The organism is Nostoc sp. NMS8 (genome assembly GCF_017115045.1).
Taxonomy (GTDB): domain Bacteria; phylum Cyanobacteriota; class Cyanobacteriia; order Cyanobacteriales; family Nostocaceae; genus Nostoc.
This window is the reverse complement of the sequence record NZ_JABXKK010000088.1, coordinates 76,679-92,578: the sequence shown is the minus strand read 5'-3', so window position 1 is coordinate 92,578 and position 15,900 is coordinate 76,679. Positions and strand designations below refer to the sequence as shown.

Genomic DNA, 15,900 nt, shown 5'->3' with positions numbered 1-15,900 from the left:
TCCTAAAGTTAATAGACTGGCACTTTTGATTCAACAGATTAATAGTATTGGCGAAAGTGCTACCGATGACAGTATTTATCGTGCTTGCCAAGCCTGGATAGTTGATTTTTTTCCCGATACAGGAAAACTATTAGTGCAACTGCGAGCAGAACTAGAAAAACGTCAAAATTCACAGCAGACAGCTAAGAAAAAGCGGCGAAACTCCTCAAAAAATGACGAACAAACAGATCCAGTAGACACCCTCGAAACCCTAGCTTATCGTTTACAGTTTGCGCTTACCATCACCCTTTTAGATCGACACACACGCATTGTTTTTTACGAATGGCATCATCGACCACCCATTCTAGATGAGGAGCCGCCACATCGCCGTATGCCCACAGCAATGTTAAATATTTTACCCTTACCACCAACAGGGCGGCAGTTTGGTACTTACTATTCCCGCAAGGATGACAATCACAACCAGTCTGAGAACAGCAGCGAAAATGCTTTATCTTTGTTTGCCTATACGAATATTGGTCGTTACTACGTTTTGAACTTTCATCGTTTGCTCACAGACTTGGATGGTCAACGCGGCCCTAACATCCTGGCACTATCAGGAACATCTTATCTACGAGATTCCACACAGTTTCATGTTGGCAATCCCCAGGGTATTTTGATGCCAGAGCCGAGCGCCACAGAAGCGATCGCTCAAAGCCACTTCAAGTTCCTGCCTCAACCGAACCGCAAAGGTGAACCTATCCGTATTTCTGGAACACCTGAACGCCAGAAAATGGGAATGTTTAAAGAGATGGCACAAGCGTTGATTGGCAACAACGGTAGCGGTGATTTAGGACAGGAGCTTGAGGAATTGAAACAGCTTGGCGAGAGCAATCCAGATTTTTGGCAGGATAGGGAACGCCTACTGTTACTCGTCAACTCCTATGACCAGGCACGATGGGTAGCAGACGAAATCCGTCAATGTTGGTGGGGTATGCGTGAGCAAGTCTACCATTTGCAGCGCGATCGCACCGAAACTATTACTGATGATGACATCGACTATCAATCCAGGATGGAAGTTGGCGCTTTCAACCGTGCTGACATCGAAACTTTCGCGCGTACTGGCGGCAAAATTCTGGCTGCACCGATAAGTGCTATGGGGCGCGGATTCAACATTTTGAATGCAAATGGCAAAGCTGCTTTTGGTGCGGTTTACTTTCTCACCCGTCCCTATCCTCATCCACATGATACTCAAGCGATCGCTCAAGAAATCAACCGTCGTGCTTTGGATTGGATGGAAGATGCGAATTTCGTTGCTTGGGAAGGAGACGGAATTTTAGGACGTGCGGAAGCCGTGCGTCGGTTGGCTGCACGTTACTGGCGATCGGTAGAACATCGTTCTTACTACAAAACACTGCGTGCAAATGAAGAGTTACGTGCCTTTCCGCGCCAAGATTTAGCCGCAACTACTGCGGGCGTAATAGTTCAAGCCGTAGGTCGTCTTTTGCGTGGAGGTGTTCCCTTTCACGCTTATTTTGTTGATGCTGCTTGGGCACCAAACTATGCCAAAGAGCAACAGCCTGATACACCACGTACCAGCTTGCTAGCAGCAATCATTGATTTGCTTTGTGACTATGTTAGTGAAGATGTTATCAGTCGAGCTTTATACCAATCAATAGCAGATGCTTTGGCTGATATCGATGGCTTTAACTGGGAAATAGACGCAAGAGATAGATAAAGAGTATGACTAGTAAAATTACACCAGCAAATATTTTGCTACCTGCCCGGATGAACTTGGTGACAGATGCCTTTGCCAATCTAGATATTGCTGTACTGTCATTTCCTTTTGTTCAGGTGGTTGCAGACTTTTGCCACGATATAAAACAAGTCTTGTATCGTGGCAACAACAGGGAGGTTAGGTGGCCTTATCGCCAGTTAAATAATGCTCTGCTTGCCTGTGCATCTACGCTCACATACGGTTTTGAGTTTCATAGTTTTGACGAGGAAAGCCAGCTTTCTTTATATCAAGCATTAGCTGTGGGAACACCAGAGAACCCATTGAAGACTCCCACACCCCAGCAAATACATGCATTAGTGAGAATTTGGGCGCAGGAGTGGACAAAGCAATATCGTGATAAAGGTAAAACAGATGAAGTGAATAGCGTGTGCGATCGCTTCCTCGAAAGAATAGCTGTAATGCCGCCTGATTGGAAGTGGCAACGTATTAAGCCGGAAACACTTGTGCGCGATATCAACGCAGAGAAAGGATTGGGATTTCAAGCTATTCCCAGTCTTCTCGCAACCATGTTGCATGGTAAGAAGTGCATAATTCGCTCTGGAAAAACAGAGCAGGAAATTCAATGGCGGAAAGTACAGGGAGGTGGTTCGAGTAAGGTTGGACTTTACCTAGTTAGTAAACCGTTTAAGGCAAATTACACGGATAAAAATGGCAAGGAAAGAGAAGGTTATTTTGCTTATCGCCTAGACTTTAATGTTGAGACGCAAGCAGGACGGCTCAATAACAACGGCAATTTAGAGCCGTGGATTTTCTTACATTTAAGTTGCCAGCGATATCCTCATGAACCCTTATTAGATGGCAATTATGGCCGTGACTTCTCTGTTCTCATGGGTATGAACAAGGCACGTTTATCCGATTACGAGGTAGATTCTACCCTAGTACGTCTGGTCATTGAAAACAACGGCAAAGAAACAGAGAATTTGTGGAGATTGCAACTGCCGGAACTGCTTGCATCCTTCAAGGCACGCGCTCTAGAACAGCCAGAAAATATTCTTAACAATCCTGCGACATTGGGTAATTTAAACAACTCAACTAACTGGGGTGATAGAGACGAATATTATCTAATTCATGTTGAGGGGTATAGGTACGAGCATGAGAAACGTAGACGAGGACACAGTATCAAAACGGGATTTAGTTTTCTAGAACGAGGCGATATCATTGCACGGGTACTGGAACCGCTCAACGGCGTTTTGATACCAGATAATCCAATGCAATCTGATATTCCTACGCCATCTCGTCAGAAAGTACCATTAGCTATGCGCGATTACGAATTTATTTCTAGACCTCGTAAAGGACGCGAATTTTATCAACGAATTGTTGCTGATACTATTTGCCGAGCATTGCAGGGTCAGCCAATGCATATTTTTCTCATTTATCGAAAACAAGATACTTATGAAGTGGTTTACCAGAAATTACGCGATGTATTCCTTCTCAATGAAAATGAAGATTTTCCAGCACACATTACATTTTCAAAAATTTTGATTGATAATGCCAAGCTTTTAGAGAAATTTAATACAAATGGTTTTAGACCTAAAGATGGTAGCAAATTTGATGAGCAGATACGCGAGCAGCATCAAAAAAAGCGAGAGTTGTGGCGTAGCTTTTTTAAGCAACTTGCTATTCCTCTGATAAATTTTGAGACTAATCCCCACTGTTTAGCAATTATCGAAATTGGCCGAATCAAAACAAAGGGAGTTCTCCCCCAACAGAATATCAAAGGAGCTATTCGTGAAGCTTGTGTCAGGGAAGGAATTAATTCGCAAATGATACAGACGGTTACAGCAAAATCAAATGATACAGAAGATGATGAAGACAAATCACCATCTTACAGCAAACCAGTAAAAGGGCGTGTGATGAATGCTGTACTCGATGGAACATTGCGTCAAATTGGGGCGCTATACGGACTACCTTCTCAAGTTTATGGTTCAGCAAAGATACCGAAAGAAATTGCCCAAGACTTAGATGTAATTGCCTTTTATCGTCACAAAACTACCCAATATCAAGGTGATGTTCACTATGCTCTTGCGGTTCGTCTGCGTGCAACGGGTGCGGTAGATGTACTACTTCCCGATGCTAATGATTGGATTCCTTACACGCAGGCGGGAATTGCTGTCGGAAAAATTTTTGCTGAGGCACGTCGCGATCGCCAAGAAAATAAAAAGCGCCTTCAAAGTAAAATCAAGTTGAACGGTACACAATTAGTACAGTTTGTTGCACGCGTACTAACCAAACATTTAGACCGACCAACTATTGTTCTAATTGAAGCTGAAGGGTGGCGTAATGGACGCGGCGAAGACAATGATGGCAAAATCTGGCCCCAGTTGCAAAATGAGAACCTTCTGGCAAAACACAACGTTCTCGACTTCTGCCACGTTCCTGGTAACAGTTGCGAGTATAAGCGTGACAACAAACAACTACAGAACTTATTAGCAGTAATTCGGATTCGCACTGGTAAAGAAACACCACAGTACATTACCAATCGAGAAGCTTGGAACGAAGACTGTCCAGCACGAGATTTCCAACATCTGAGCGGTTTTTACGATAAGTCAGCACCAGAACTACTACATTACTTCTCTGTGGGAAGGCTACCAAAAACACAGAAGGCACAAGATGAAATGCCAATACCCGAACTTTATAAACTTGGCTTCCAAGAGGATAAATACGGTGCTAACATTCCATTCAAACATCAACAGATGGTGGAGATAGTGCCATTCTTTGTACACCCAGATTTTCAGACAGAAGAAGCTTTAAAAGCACTATGTCGAGTACCTTACTATTTAAGATGTTCACCTGCTTGGTCTATGGGAAATATCATTTTGCCATACCCAATGCATTTAGGGCAGGAACTCATAGAAGATCATCTGTGTATACTTGGTGTAAATCTATAAATTTAACGTCAGGCATAACGAAAGTACCTAACTCATAAGGATGATATGGCAGATCATCAAAAATTTGCCGAGCATTTTCAGTGCGATCGCATCCTCCACACTGATGATATTACTGCGGATACTCGCAATGTAGAAATACAGCTAACTGGTTCTGAACCATTTGCCTTGACTCCAGATTTATTAATTATCCCAGTTCCCGATCACATCAAAGGACAAACAGTCCTACTCTATAAAAATAAGTTTCTGTTCACTGGCGATCATCTCGCTTGGTCAGAAAGCTTGCATCAACTGGCTGCATTCCACGGTTTCTGCTGGTATTCTTGGTCAGGACAGATTAAATCAATGCGTAATTTGGCTAATTACTCTTTTGAATGGGTGCTACCAGGTCATGGACGAAGGTTTCATACCGATAGAGAAACCAATACGCCAGCAAATGCACAAGTGTATTGAGTTAATCGAATCTTTGGATTGACATTAAAAAATAACTGACTTTTTACGCCATCTAGAAAAACCTAATCCCCTTCCCGACGCGAAAGACCGGAAAAGTCAAAGTTTCTCTCTTTTTAGGAGAGAGATTTGGAGAGAGGTCAAACTATATTGCATACAAACCAGAAGCGCTATAACCTGGGTTTTAGCACCCTTTTAACCAAACACGGATTATGAAAAAGCTGATCAACAAGCCGGAAGACTTTGTGCGGGAAAGTCTAGAAGGTATGGCGGCGGCTCATTCCGATTTAATTAAACTGAACTACGATCCGACTTTTGTCTATCGAGCCGATGCACCAATACAGGGTAAAGTAGCAATTATTTCTGGTGGTGGCAGTGGACATGAACCAATGCACGCTGGCTTCGTCGGCAAAGGAATGCTGGATGCAGCTTGTCCTGGGGAGGTTTTCACTTCACCAACTCCCGACCAAATGCTAGAAGCAGCAAAGCTTGTAGATGGAGGTTCAGGTATCCTTTATATCGTCAAAAATTACAGTGGCGATGTGATGAATTTTGATATCGCAACAGAATTAGCCCGTGGTGAAGGCATTCGGGTGCTAAATATTTTGATTGATGATGATGTAGCAGTGAAAGATAGCCTCTATACCCAAGGACGGCGGGGCGTAGGAACAACAATCCTGGCGGAAAAAATTTGTGGCGCGGCGGCTGAGGCTGGGTATGATTTGCCACAAATAGCAAATTTATGCCGCCGAGTCAATCTGAATGGGCGGAGTATGGGAATTGCTCTAACATCCTGTACAGTGCCCGCTAATGGAACACCGACATTTGAATTGAGCGATCGCGAAATCGAATTAGGTATCGGTATTCACGGTGAGCCAGGAACAGAGCGTACATCCATCAAACCAGTAGACGAAATTACCGAAATTTTGACGCGATCGCTCCTTGAAGATGCAGCATACAGCCGCATACTCCGCGAGTGGGATGAAGACAAAGAAGAATGGATAGATATAGAACTAACAAATCTCCCATTTACCAAAGGCGATCGCTTGTTAGCTTTCGTCAATAGTATGGGTGGAACCCCGATTTCCGAACTGTATCTTGTTTACCGCAAACTCGCCCAAATCTGCGAACAGCAAGGATTGCAAATTGTGCGAAACTTGATAGGCCCTTACATCACATCTCTAGAAATGCAAGGTTGTTCCATTACCCTGCTGAAATTAGATGATGAGATGATCCGGCTATGGGACGCACCAGTAAAAACAACAAGTTGGCGCTGGGGAATTTAACTAATTATGAATTACGAATTATTTTAATATGTTGAGTCAGACGCAGATATTACAATGGTTGCAAGCTTATGCAACCGAGATAGAGCAGAATAAATCATATTTGACAGAATTAGATGCTGCGATCGGAGATGCTGACCACGGGATCAATATGGATCGCGGTTTCAAAAAGGTAAGCGCTCAGTTACCAACTCTTACAGACAAAGACATCAGCAGCATTCTCAAAGCTGTGAGTATGACCTTAATCTCTTCCATTGGCGGTGCTAGTGGCCCTCTTTATGGCACCTGGTTTTTACGAGCCAGTACAGCAGTAGTTGGTAAGCAAGAATTAACAGAACAAGATATTTTAGGATTACTCCAAGCAGGCTTAGACGGTGTGCTACAACGCGGCAAAGCGCAACTAGGAGACAAAACGATGATTGATGTGCTATCTCCGGCTGTAGCCGCTTTTAGGCAAGCTGTAGGAGAAAGTAAGGGGACACTAGAAGCTATGCAAGAGGCTGTAGCAGCAGCCCAAAGTGGGTTGGAGAAAACTATACCAATGCAGGCGAAAAAGGGACGGGCTAGCTACCTGGGTGAACGGAGTATTGGACATCCAGACCCAGGAGGGACTTCTGCTTATTTGATGTTGAAGAGTTTATTAGGGGTGTTAGAAAGTTCCTTTGACAAAGAGTAAAGCCTTAAATAAAAACTATTTCTCTGTTTTTACTTTGAGATTCAGAAGTTGAAGTAGATTTTGAAGCTTGATATTATTCCAACTTAAAGCTACTGAAGTTTCAATAGTTAAATTTCCTTGTTTAAGGTTAGTAATCAAAGCAGAACCATTTTCAAGACTATAGAAAAGGTCATCTAAAAGCTGCAATTGATTTCGAGCAAGAGTATAGTAAACCTTATCATTTTCAATTCTAACCTCTTTTGGTAAAGCTTCATTGGGAAGTTTACCTCCTAAAAATGTTTTCCAACCTGCAATGAGGTAACGATAAACAATGGATTCAGTATCAAATTCAGGAGGTTTCAATAAGCGAAGTTCCCCTTCAAGATAATCTTTATTAAGAGTTATTTTCTCAGGAGTAAAATGTAATTGTACTTGAATCTTATTGTATTCTATTGTTGCAATAAGTCCCTCTTCAGAGTGTGGTTTTAGACTTTTTAATTGGTCAACTCTAGATTCGGCTTGTTGACAGAGAAGTAAAACCATTTTTTTGGTCAAAGTCAACTGTTTAGCACCTGAGCTAAATATAATGTATTCTTCTAGGCTTCTTTTTAGAAATTTTCTAGACTTCTTAAATGCTGCTGTAATCTTTCCAAACATAATGCTCTTCGAGGAATATTTAGGCTTCCATTTATAAGTATTCCCACAGAATTCAGTGAAATCAGCATAATCGGACGACGATTTCTGGGAATTAGCTTTCTCAACCTATACAAATTTGTCTTGTTATATTGTTGATTTGTCAGATTACTGAATTATTAAAGCCTTCTAAGGGAACAGTTCAGCGCAGAGCTAAGTTATAGAGATAACTTCAAAATTCCAATTTATCTAATTATCTGATTCACAACAGATGCACTCTGAATATGCCATTTACCTCGTTCTCGAATCAAATCATACCGAACTCGCAGATTGTCGCTAGAAGACTTTTGAAACTGACCATTTTCATATAACTGTGTCGCTTCCTTCACCGTAGCTACCACTGCGGCACGATCTGCAAATAACTCAATTTTATCTACAGATTCCACCTTCAGGCTATGATCGTACTTGCGGTAGCGGTTGTCTGTCTTATCTTGTTGAGCAATCAGCCGCCATTGAGACAAAGCTGAACCAGTTAAAATATTCTCTAAATTATTAATCTTATGATTCGGCCCTAAAGCTTCGGCTTTGGTAGATAGCCAATTCTGAATAACTTCTTCTGCCGTTGCATCTGTTAAAGGGCCATCTGTTGGTTGTGGTTTACTATTTGGAGGGGGAATAAGTGTTGGTGGTTCATTTATTTGTATAAACAACTGTGAAACAGGTGCATTTCGTGTAGGAAAAAACAGATTTTTTAACCATCCAAAAGTTGTTGTGGCTAACACCCAGAAAACTAATAGACTCACCAAAGAAATAAATACTCTCCATACCAGGCGTGTTTTGCCTTCGATGGTGTTAGCAAAGGTTCGCCGCCGCCGGGGACGACGCGAATGAGGGCGATTATCTGGTACACGTACTCGGCTAGCAGATGGAGTCGGTTTTCTCCGGCGACGCTTTTGATTATGATTAGATGTAGCACTTTTAGCTGAACCATTCAAATGCTGATTAGTGCCTCTGCTCGTCCGTTCAGCAGCAGGAACCTCTGATTTTACACTCTCTGATGAATTCCATATAGGTGGTGAGAAATTTGAATATTCGGGTATCTCTTTTGTTGGTGTTTCTGGCAAATCTAGGTCAGGTGTTCTGTTGTGATTAAATTTCCCTGAATTCCTAGTTGAATTGTTAGGGAAAGGCGAATTATTTGTCTGCGGCTTGGTAAAATATTGGGGGTTAATTACAGCCCATTCATTAGTTGTTTCTGCATCCGTTGGCAGTGCTTCTAAATAAGCTTGTACCTGTTGGTTAGCAAAGTAATCTTTTAGAAAAGCTTGCTGGTTTGCTAAATCTCGAAAATGGGGAAATACTTCGTGTTGCAACCACTGTTCTGCATATAGACACAGCCCTGGTAACAAATCTGGAGAGTCTTGAGATTTTTCGCGAATAAAAGCTAAAGCTTCGTACTCTTGACTAAGTTCTAAAACACGGGTTGCTTCTTCAGTTTGTCCTAAGAGTAAAGCACATAGCGACTGTTCTAAATGCACATCTTGGCGCTTACCCAGACGTATGAGCATTTGTCTTGCTTGACGAATTAAAGCCGGTTGCCGTTGAGCAAATCCCCGTGCTATCAAGGCATAAACAGCTAAATAAGTGGCAACAGCAGAATTACGTTTGCTTTGGGCTTCAAATAACTTGTGCTGTTCTGCGACTGTTAAGTGGTTGCGTAACTGCTGGATAAAACGCAGAAAGTCATCTATATTTAAACCAGAGTCATCGTTGTTCGTGCCATCAATTCCGCCACGATCTTCTAAGAGATTTTGTAATAATTCTAAACCTTGGCTGCGTTCGGCAGTTTTCTCTTGAGGCAGTGCCAACAACTCTAAAATTCGATATGGCCGCAATTTGTAAAGATCCGCCTGAATTTCCGCCTGGACACTTGAAAATAACCCTTCGCGTACTAACAGTTCTTGACCAGTTTCTAAGGATATGGCGGCATTTTCGTAGTGACCTTGCTGCCACTGTTCGCGACCTAATTCTAGACAAGCAAGTGCAACAGTGAGAACAACATCGGGATGTTCAGCACTTTCGTGTATTTCTTCGTCTGCTAAATTATTGCTTTTTCTTGCACTTGTAGCACCATTTTTATTTACCAGGTACGGACGACCTAGTTTTAATACAAGTTCGTATTCCCCCAACTCCTGCAAAATTAATAAAGCGCCAACTAATTCGTCTTGGGTAATTTCGATACCTAGACTTTGGATGTCACTACCCCGTTTGGTGCTTTCTGGGCGATTTTCCAGTGCTACTGCGGCAGCAGCAAGGTTATCAGGGTCATAGGCGTGAGCAAGATAAAGCTGATCGTAGGTACTGCGTTGTTTTGGATCTGATAAAACCACGTAAGCTTCTTCTATGAGTTGTTTACGAGAAGAAATTGCTGCCTGAGAATACTCACGTCGTGGCAATTGTACAATGCGATCGCTGTATGCCTGCCGCAATTGTTCTTCACTTGCCGCTAACGGTAGTCCTAAAATTCGGTAGTAATCTAGCGGAATTCGCACAGCCTACTTCCCCTGCACCGTGATCAACATAATTCACCTAGAGCGTTCCAGGCCTGTAAAACCGTGCCATAATAATGCCGTGTAGAATTTACTCTACAAGTGTATATTGCAACAACTTGTTTTGTACCTTCCCGAAATTTTGAGTCACATTCTAGTACTAATTTTTTGTTTTCGCCTAGAAAGCCTCAATTTTTTGTCTTATTTCTTAGTATTTTTGTTTAACACAACTATTATCAGCCTTCGATACCACAAACCACAACTACCGCTTTTAATCACGGCATAAATGTTGTGGTTGCAAGAATCTATTGATAATTGATTTTTTCGGGACTTTCCCAGTAGAGGGTAACAAAAATACCACTATTGAGGATTGACCCTGATAACAGGAGAAGCAAATCATATCATAATTAACCTTTAATTACAATTATCGATTTGGGTACAAGGACTTTTGCTTCTTTTTTTTAAATTGTTAATGGATATGCAGAAAGCAACCTATCTTGATTGCTAGTCTATGAAGGGGAATATTTAGGAGTGCTGAGTAAGACGTAATACTTATGAATCTTTTTACTCAGCACTGTTTCGGTGAGAGAGAAAAACCCAAAGCGGTAAATATTGCCGTTAGAGTCAAATCCTTACGGGGCATGGGCTGAAAAGTTAAAAATCAAAAATTAAAACTTCAGCTATTCCCTAAGACCCTTTTTTGGTGCATAAATAAAGTTTGATTGTTGAGTCTTGCAAACGCTAGCCTGTTAAAAGCTGAGTTGTTATCAGACCAACTTATTTTAAGACCGTAACTTTAAGTTGTACAACAGGGATACTCAAAAATAATGGTTCAAGAGCGTACTTTACCCACATTTAATCCTGCTACTACGCACATTACGAAGGAAGAAGGGTTACGGTTGTATGAGGACATGGTATTAGGACGCTTGTTTGAAGACAAGTGCGCTGAAATGTACTACAGGGGCAAAATGTTTGGTTTTGTCCATTTGTACAACGGTCAAGAAGCCGTTTGCAGTGGTGTTGTCCAGTCAATGCGACCAGGTGAAGATTACGTTTGTAGTACTTACCGCGACCACGTACATGCTCTAAGTGCGGGTGTACCAGCAAGAGAGGTAATGGCAGAATTGTTTGGCAAAGCCACAGGTTGCAGCAAAGGGCGCGGTGGTTCCATGCACATGTTTTCTGCCGAACATCGCTTGCTTGGTGGCTACGCTTTTGTGGCTGAGGGAATTCCTGTAGCCGCTGGGGCGGCTTTTCAAAGCAAATACCGCCGCGAAGTGCTAGGAGATGAAAGTGCTGACCAAGTTACAGCTTGCTTTTTTGGCGACGGTGCAGCTAACAACGGTCAGTTTTTCGAGACGTTAAATATGGCAGCCCTCTGGAAACTGCCAATTCTGTTTGTGGTCGAAAATAATAAGTGGGCCATTGGTATGTCTCACGAACGAGCCACTTCCCAGCCAGAGATTTATAAAAAAGCCAGTGTGTTTAACATGGTGGGCGTGGAAGTCGATGGTATGGATGTACTAGCAGTAAGAGCAGTGGCTCAAGAAGCTGTAGCCCGTGCCCGTGCAGGTGAAGGCCCAACATTAATTGAAGCACTTACCTACCGCTTCCGAGGTCATTCCTTGGCAGATCCAGATGAAATGCGAAGCAAAGCGGAGAAAGAATTTTGGTTCGCCCGTGACCCTATTAAGAAGTTGGCAGCTTATTTGCTGGAGCAAAGTCTGGCGGATGAGCAAGAGATTAAAGCTGTTGATCGTAAAATTCAGGATGTAATCGACGAGGCAGTTAAGTTCGCCGAAAGCAGCCCTGAACCAGACCCCAGCGAGTTATATCGTTTCGTGTTTGCAGAAGACGAATAAATTTTGGGAATTGGGGACTGGGGACTGGGAACTGGGAAAGAGTTATTTTAATCCTAATCCCCAATCGTTAATCCCCAATCCCCAATCGCTAATCCCTAATCCCAGGACTAAAATTTGTGTTTAGCATTGCAGTTCAACAGCAACAGTACAAGACCTATATTCTTTCTGACGAAGCCGCTGGTTCTCAGTTGGAAGTCGTACCCGAACGCGGTGGTATCATAACTCGTTGGCGTATTCAAGGGCAAGAAATTTTCTACCTGGATACTGAACGCTTTACTAATCCTGAGTTGAGCGTCAGAGGTGGGAATCCAATTTTGTTTCCTATTTGTGGCAATCTACCAGATAATACTTACACTCATAACGGTCAAAAATATACTCTCAAACAACATGGTTTTGCTCGTGAATTGCCGTGGTCAACAACAGAACAAAAAACTAAAGATCAAGCTAGTCTCACTGTTGTTCTGAATAGCAATAAGCAAACCAAGGCTGTTTATCCTTTTGATTTTCAACTGGCTTTCACCTACGAACTTCAAGGTAATACCCTAGAAGTCCGCCAGCAGTATAAAAACTTGTCATCCACACCAATGCCCTTTTCGGCTGGTTTCCATCCGTACTTTCTGTGTGGTGATAAAACTCAGCTAGAGCTTGAAATTCCCTCTCAGCAGTATCAAGACAATCAAACTAAGGAAATTCACTCCTTTGACGGCAATTTTGACTTTAGCCGTGATGAAATTGATTTTGCCTTTGGACAGTTAACGAGTCAATCGGCCACCGCGATAGATCGCAGCCGGAAGTTAAAACTCACCTTGGATTATGATGATTTCTCTAGCTACCTGGTATTTTGGACAGTCAAAGGCAAAGAATTCTACTGTTTAGAACCTTGGAGTGCGACTCGTAACTCTCTCAATACTGGTGATAACCTGACTGTGTTAGCACCAGGAGCTAGCCATACAGCATCTATAAGGTTAACGGCAAATTTTTTCTAAATCCCTTTACAAATCTACAGATGTTTGTGCTATGATGGCAAAGTTGCGAAACGCAGCGAAAGGGTCGCTAACTCAACGGTAGAGTACTCGGCTTTTAACCGATTAGTTCCGGGTTCGAATCCCGGGCGACCCATATAGAAATTTATTGGATGAAATAAAGGGGCGATCGCTCCTCATTTATAATTTTAGTAAAAAGCATTTGGGATACTGGGCTACCAAAGCTACTAGTTATAGGGTAGCTAAATGTACAGCAGTAGGGAGCGTGTATAGGACATAGTACAGCAGTAGGGAGCGAGTATAGGACTTTTTTATATTAACTATGACGTAAACTTTTTCAACATAGACACACGACACTAGTTATAATTTCCTATAAGTTGAAAAAACTCTTAAGATTTAGCGTAATGATTACGCTTCTCTCAGACCGATTAGCTGACAACCACATTAGGAGGACTATCTATGGCGCTTGTACCACTGCGGCTGCTGTTGGATCACGCAGCTGAAAACGGTTACGGCATCCCAGCTTTCAACGTTAACAATTTGGAGCAGATTCAGGCAATCCTGAAGGCTGCTGTCGAGACAGATAGCCCCGTAATTTTGCAAGCTTCACGCGGCGCTCGTAATTATGCTGGAGAAAACTTCTTGCGCCATCTGATTTTGGCAGCAGTAGAAACCTATCCTCACATTCCCATTGTCATGCACCAAGATCATGGGAATGCGCCTGCTACCTGCTACTCAGCGATTAAGAACAACTTCACCAGCGTGATGATGGATGGTTCTTTAGAAGCTGATGCAAAAACTCCCGCTAGCTTTGAATACAACGTCAATGTTACCCGCGAAGTTGTAAATGTAGCTCATGCTTTGGGTGTCAGCGTTGAAGGTGAACTCGGTTGTTTGGGTTCTCTAGAAACTGGTGCTGGTGAAGCTGAAGATGGTCACGGGTTTGAAGGTACACTCGACCACTCTCAACTGCTAACCGACCCCGATGAAGCTGTTGACTTCGTAGAAGCAACCCAAGTAGATGCTTTGGCTGTTGCCATTGGCACTAGCCACGGTGCTTACAAGTTTACCCGCAAGCCGACAGGTGAAATTTTGGCAATCAGCCGCATTGAAGAAATTCACCGCCGTCTGCCTAACACCCACTTGGTAATGCACGGTTCTTCTTCTGTACCTGAAGATTTGCTAGCACTGATTAACCAGTATGGTGGTGCAATTCCTGAAACCTACGGTGTACCTGTAGAAGAAATCCAAAAAGGTATTAAGAGTGGTGTACGTAAAGTAAACATCGACACCGACAACCGTTTGGCTATTACTGCTGCTGTCCGTGAAGCTTTGGCTAAAAAACCAGAGGAGTTTGACCCCCGTCACTTCCTCAAGCCTTCCATTACATACATGCAGAAGGTTTGTGCTGAACGCTATCAGCAATTTGGTACTGCTGGCAATGCCAGCAAGATTAAGCAAATTTCTTTGGAAGATTTTGCTGCTAAGTATGCTAAAGGTGAACTCAACGTTGTTACCAAAGCAGCTGCTAAAGTTTAATATTTACAGCTAATAAATAGGGGCATAGCGCTGCTATGCTCCTAAAAAACTGAGGATTTTAATGTTGTCAGAAACCGGGTGTTTATCCGGTTTTTTGTTTTATAGCAATTCTCGTTTGTATGCAATACATTTTGACCTCTCTCCTAAAAGGAGAGAGGCTTTGAATCTTACTCCCCTTTCCCTTGAAGGGAAGGGGCTGGGGGTTAGGCCTGTATTCCATGCAATTGAAAACCACTATATTTGCAAAAGAAACTGATGCCTAAAGTGGCTAATCTTCTGTTATGGGAGTTATCAAGAGCGATCGCGCTTAGTTCCGCATTGAGTAATTAAAATTTACCCTCAAAAAACCTTAACCGAATCGTATTGGGGATTATTGTTTCTAGGGATTGCAATTCTCACGAGTCTTTAATTACAAATTACGAATTATTTTAATCCCCCTGCGGATGTTCATCCCACAAGGTTGTTATTTCCCGTAAACTCTGATGATTTCCATTGCCCAAAATCAGATGATCTAGTACCGGAATGCCCAAAAGCTGCGCCCCTGCTAATAACTGACGCGTCAATTCTATATCTTCCTGGCTGGGTTCAAGGTTTCCAGAAGGATGGTTGTGGGCAACTATTGCCCGTGTTGCGCCTTGACGAATAACTTCTCGAAAAATATCACGGGGAGAGGCGAGGGTTTCAGTTGCAGTGCCAATGGTAATTACTTGCGTACCCAGCAAACGATTCTTGACATCTAACAGCACCACTGCAAAACGTTCTTGTGTCTGCCACATCAAATCTTGGCTGAGGGTAGCAGCAGCAGCAAGTGGGCTATCAATTAATGTGCGATCGTTTGGACGAGATTGAAAGGCGCGTTTACCTAATTCAATTGCTGCTAAGATACTTGTCGCTTTTGCTGGGCCAACACCAGAAATTTGCATCAACTCTGCGGGGCTAACTTCTCGCAGAACTGCTAAAGGATCGCGTTGGTGTTTGCCTAATTCGCTCAGAATATATTGCCCCAAACCGACAGCAGATAGTTTTCCCGGCCCTTGACCGGTGCCTAGAAGAATTGCAATTAACTCCGCTGTGGCTAAAATTTTGGCTCCATGCGTCATTAATCGCTCACGCGGACGCTCATTTGTAGGTAGGTCGGCAATTCTGAGGCAATAGGTCATATTAAACTAAGAAAATAGCACCATACATAGAACTATCCTTAGTTATCCCTCGTTTGCTCTCAAAATCATCTTTATTTGAGAAAATCTTTAAACTTGGTAAGTTTGTGTGGGTAATTTCATTTGCAAC

At 42.7% G+C, this 15,900-nt stretch carries 10 protein-coding genes, 1 tRNA gene and 1 pseudogene; 9 read left to right on the top strand and 3 right to left on the bottom strand.

Annotated elements, in window-relative coordinates; all coding sequences use genetic code 11:
• Positions 1–25 precede the first annotated feature (25 nt).
• The 5 genes and pseudogenes from HWQ39_RS17930 (at position 26) to dhaL (ending at position 7,068) form a co-directional block, all read left to right on the top strand.
• Positions 26–1,714 (top strand): hypothetical protein, encoded by a 1,689-nt coding sequence (locus HWQ39_RS17930; RefSeq protein ID WP_292847787.1) that lies wholly within the window; start codon positions 26–28, stop codon positions 1,712–1,714.
• Between the two features lie 5 nt (positions 1,715–1,719).
• Entirely contained in the window at positions 1,720–4,662 is a 2,943-nt protein-coding gene (locus tag HWQ39_RS17925) for an RNaseH domain-containing protein (RefSeq protein ID WP_292847784.1), read from the top strand.
• Between the two features lie 24 nt (positions 4,663–4,686).
• Positions 4,687–5,134: pseudogene (locus HWQ39_RS17920) on the top strand (MBL fold metallo-hydrolase); the annotation flags it as partial.
• 187 nt (positions 5,135–5,321) lie between these two features.
• On the top strand, positions 5,322–6,395 hold the full coding sequence (gene dhaK / locus HWQ39_RS17915) for a dihydroxyacetone kinase subunit DhaK (RefSeq protein WP_292847781.1): 1,074 nt from the start codon (positions 5,322–5,324) through the stop codon (positions 6,393–6,395).
• A gap of 28 nt (positions 6,396–6,423) precedes the next feature.
• Positions 6,424–7,068, top strand: coding sequence for a dihydroxyacetone kinase subunit DhaL (gene dhaL / locus HWQ39_RS17910; protein ID WP_292847778.1), 645 nt, complete (start codon positions 6,424–6,426; stop codon positions 7,066–7,068).
• 15 nt (positions 7,069–7,083) lie between these two features.
• On the opposite strand, the gene HWQ39_RS17905 is transcribed toward dhaL, so the two are convergent.
• Together HWQ39_RS17905 and HWQ39_RS17900 are read right to left on the bottom strand one after the other, a co-directional pair.
• Positions 7,084–7,704 (bottom strand): hypothetical protein, encoded by a 621-nt coding sequence (locus tag HWQ39_RS17905; RefSeq protein ID WP_292847775.1) that lies wholly within the window; start codon positions 7,702–7,704, stop codon positions 7,084–7,086.
• Positions 7,705–7,925: 221 nt separating this feature from the next.
• Positions 7,926–10,232: an IMS domain-containing protein gene (locus HWQ39_RS17900; RefSeq protein WP_292847772.1), complete on the bottom strand. Its 2,307-nt coding sequence runs from the start codon at positions 10,230–10,232 to the stop codon at positions 7,926–7,928.
• An 824-nt stretch (positions 10,233–11,056) separates the two neighbouring features.
• Here HWQ39_RS17900 and pdhA point away from each other — a divergent pair.
• From pdhA to fba, 4 genes are all read left to right on the top strand, one after another.
• On the top strand, positions 11,057–12,091 hold the full coding sequence (gene pdhA / locus HWQ39_RS17895) for a pyruvate dehydrogenase (acetyl-transferring) E1 component subunit alpha (protein WP_292847769.1): 1,035 nt from the start codon (positions 11,057–11,059) through the stop codon (positions 12,089–12,091).
• 116 nt (positions 12,092–12,207) lie between these two features.
• On the top strand, positions 12,208–13,077 hold the full coding sequence (locus HWQ39_RS17890) for an aldose epimerase (protein WP_292847767.1): 870 nt from the start codon (positions 12,208–12,210) through the stop codon (positions 13,075–13,077).
• 61 nt (positions 13,078–13,138) lie between these two features.
• Positions 13,139–13,210, top strand: a tRNA-Lys gene (locus tag HWQ39_RS17885).
• A gap of 323 nt (positions 13,211–13,533) precedes the next feature.
• Positions 13,534–14,613 carry a class II fructose-bisphosphate aldolase gene (gene fba, locus HWQ39_RS17880; protein WP_100898838.1) on the top strand — a complete coding sequence of 360 codons (1,080 nt, stop codon included), beginning with the start codon at positions 13,534–13,536 and terminating at the stop codon, positions 14,611–14,613.
• Between the two features lie 428 nt (positions 14,614–15,041).
• On the opposite strand, the gene radC is transcribed toward fba, so the two are convergent.
• Positions 15,042–15,773, bottom strand: coding sequence for a DNA repair protein RadC (radC, locus tag HWQ39_RS17875; protein ID WP_292847763.1), 732 nt, complete (start codon positions 15,771–15,773; stop codon positions 15,042–15,044).
• Positions 15,774–15,900 lie beyond the last annotated feature (127 nt).

Excerpts from the sequence above, each read along its gene's own strand:
- HWQ39_RS17905 (WP_292847775.1), bottom strand. The coding sequence starts at position 7,704 with ATGTTTGGAAAGATTACAGCAGCATTTAAGAAGTCTAGAAAATTTCTA.
- radC (WP_292847763.1), bottom strand. The coding sequence starts at position 15,773 with ATGACCTATTGCCTCAGAATTGCCGACCTACCTACAAATGAGCGTCCG.
- pdhA (WP_292847769.1), top strand. The coding sequence starts at position 11,057 with ATGGTTCAAGAGCGTACTTTACCCACATTTAATCCTGCTACTACGCAC.
- dhaL (WP_292847778.1), top strand. The coding sequence starts at position 6,424 with ATGTTGAGTCAGACGCAGATATTACAATGGTTGCAAGCTTATGCAACC.
- fba (WP_100898838.1), top strand. The coding sequence starts at position 13,534 with ATGGCGCTTGTACCACTGCGGCTGCTGTTGGATCACGCAGCTGAAAAC.
- HWQ39_RS17925 (WP_292847784.1), top strand. The coding sequence starts at position 1,720 with ATGACTAGTAAAATTACACCAGCAAATATTTTGCTACCTGCCCGGATG.
- dhaK (WP_292847781.1), top strand. The coding sequence starts at position 5,322 with ATGAAAAAGCTGATCAACAAGCCGGAAGACTTTGTGCGGGAAAGTCTA.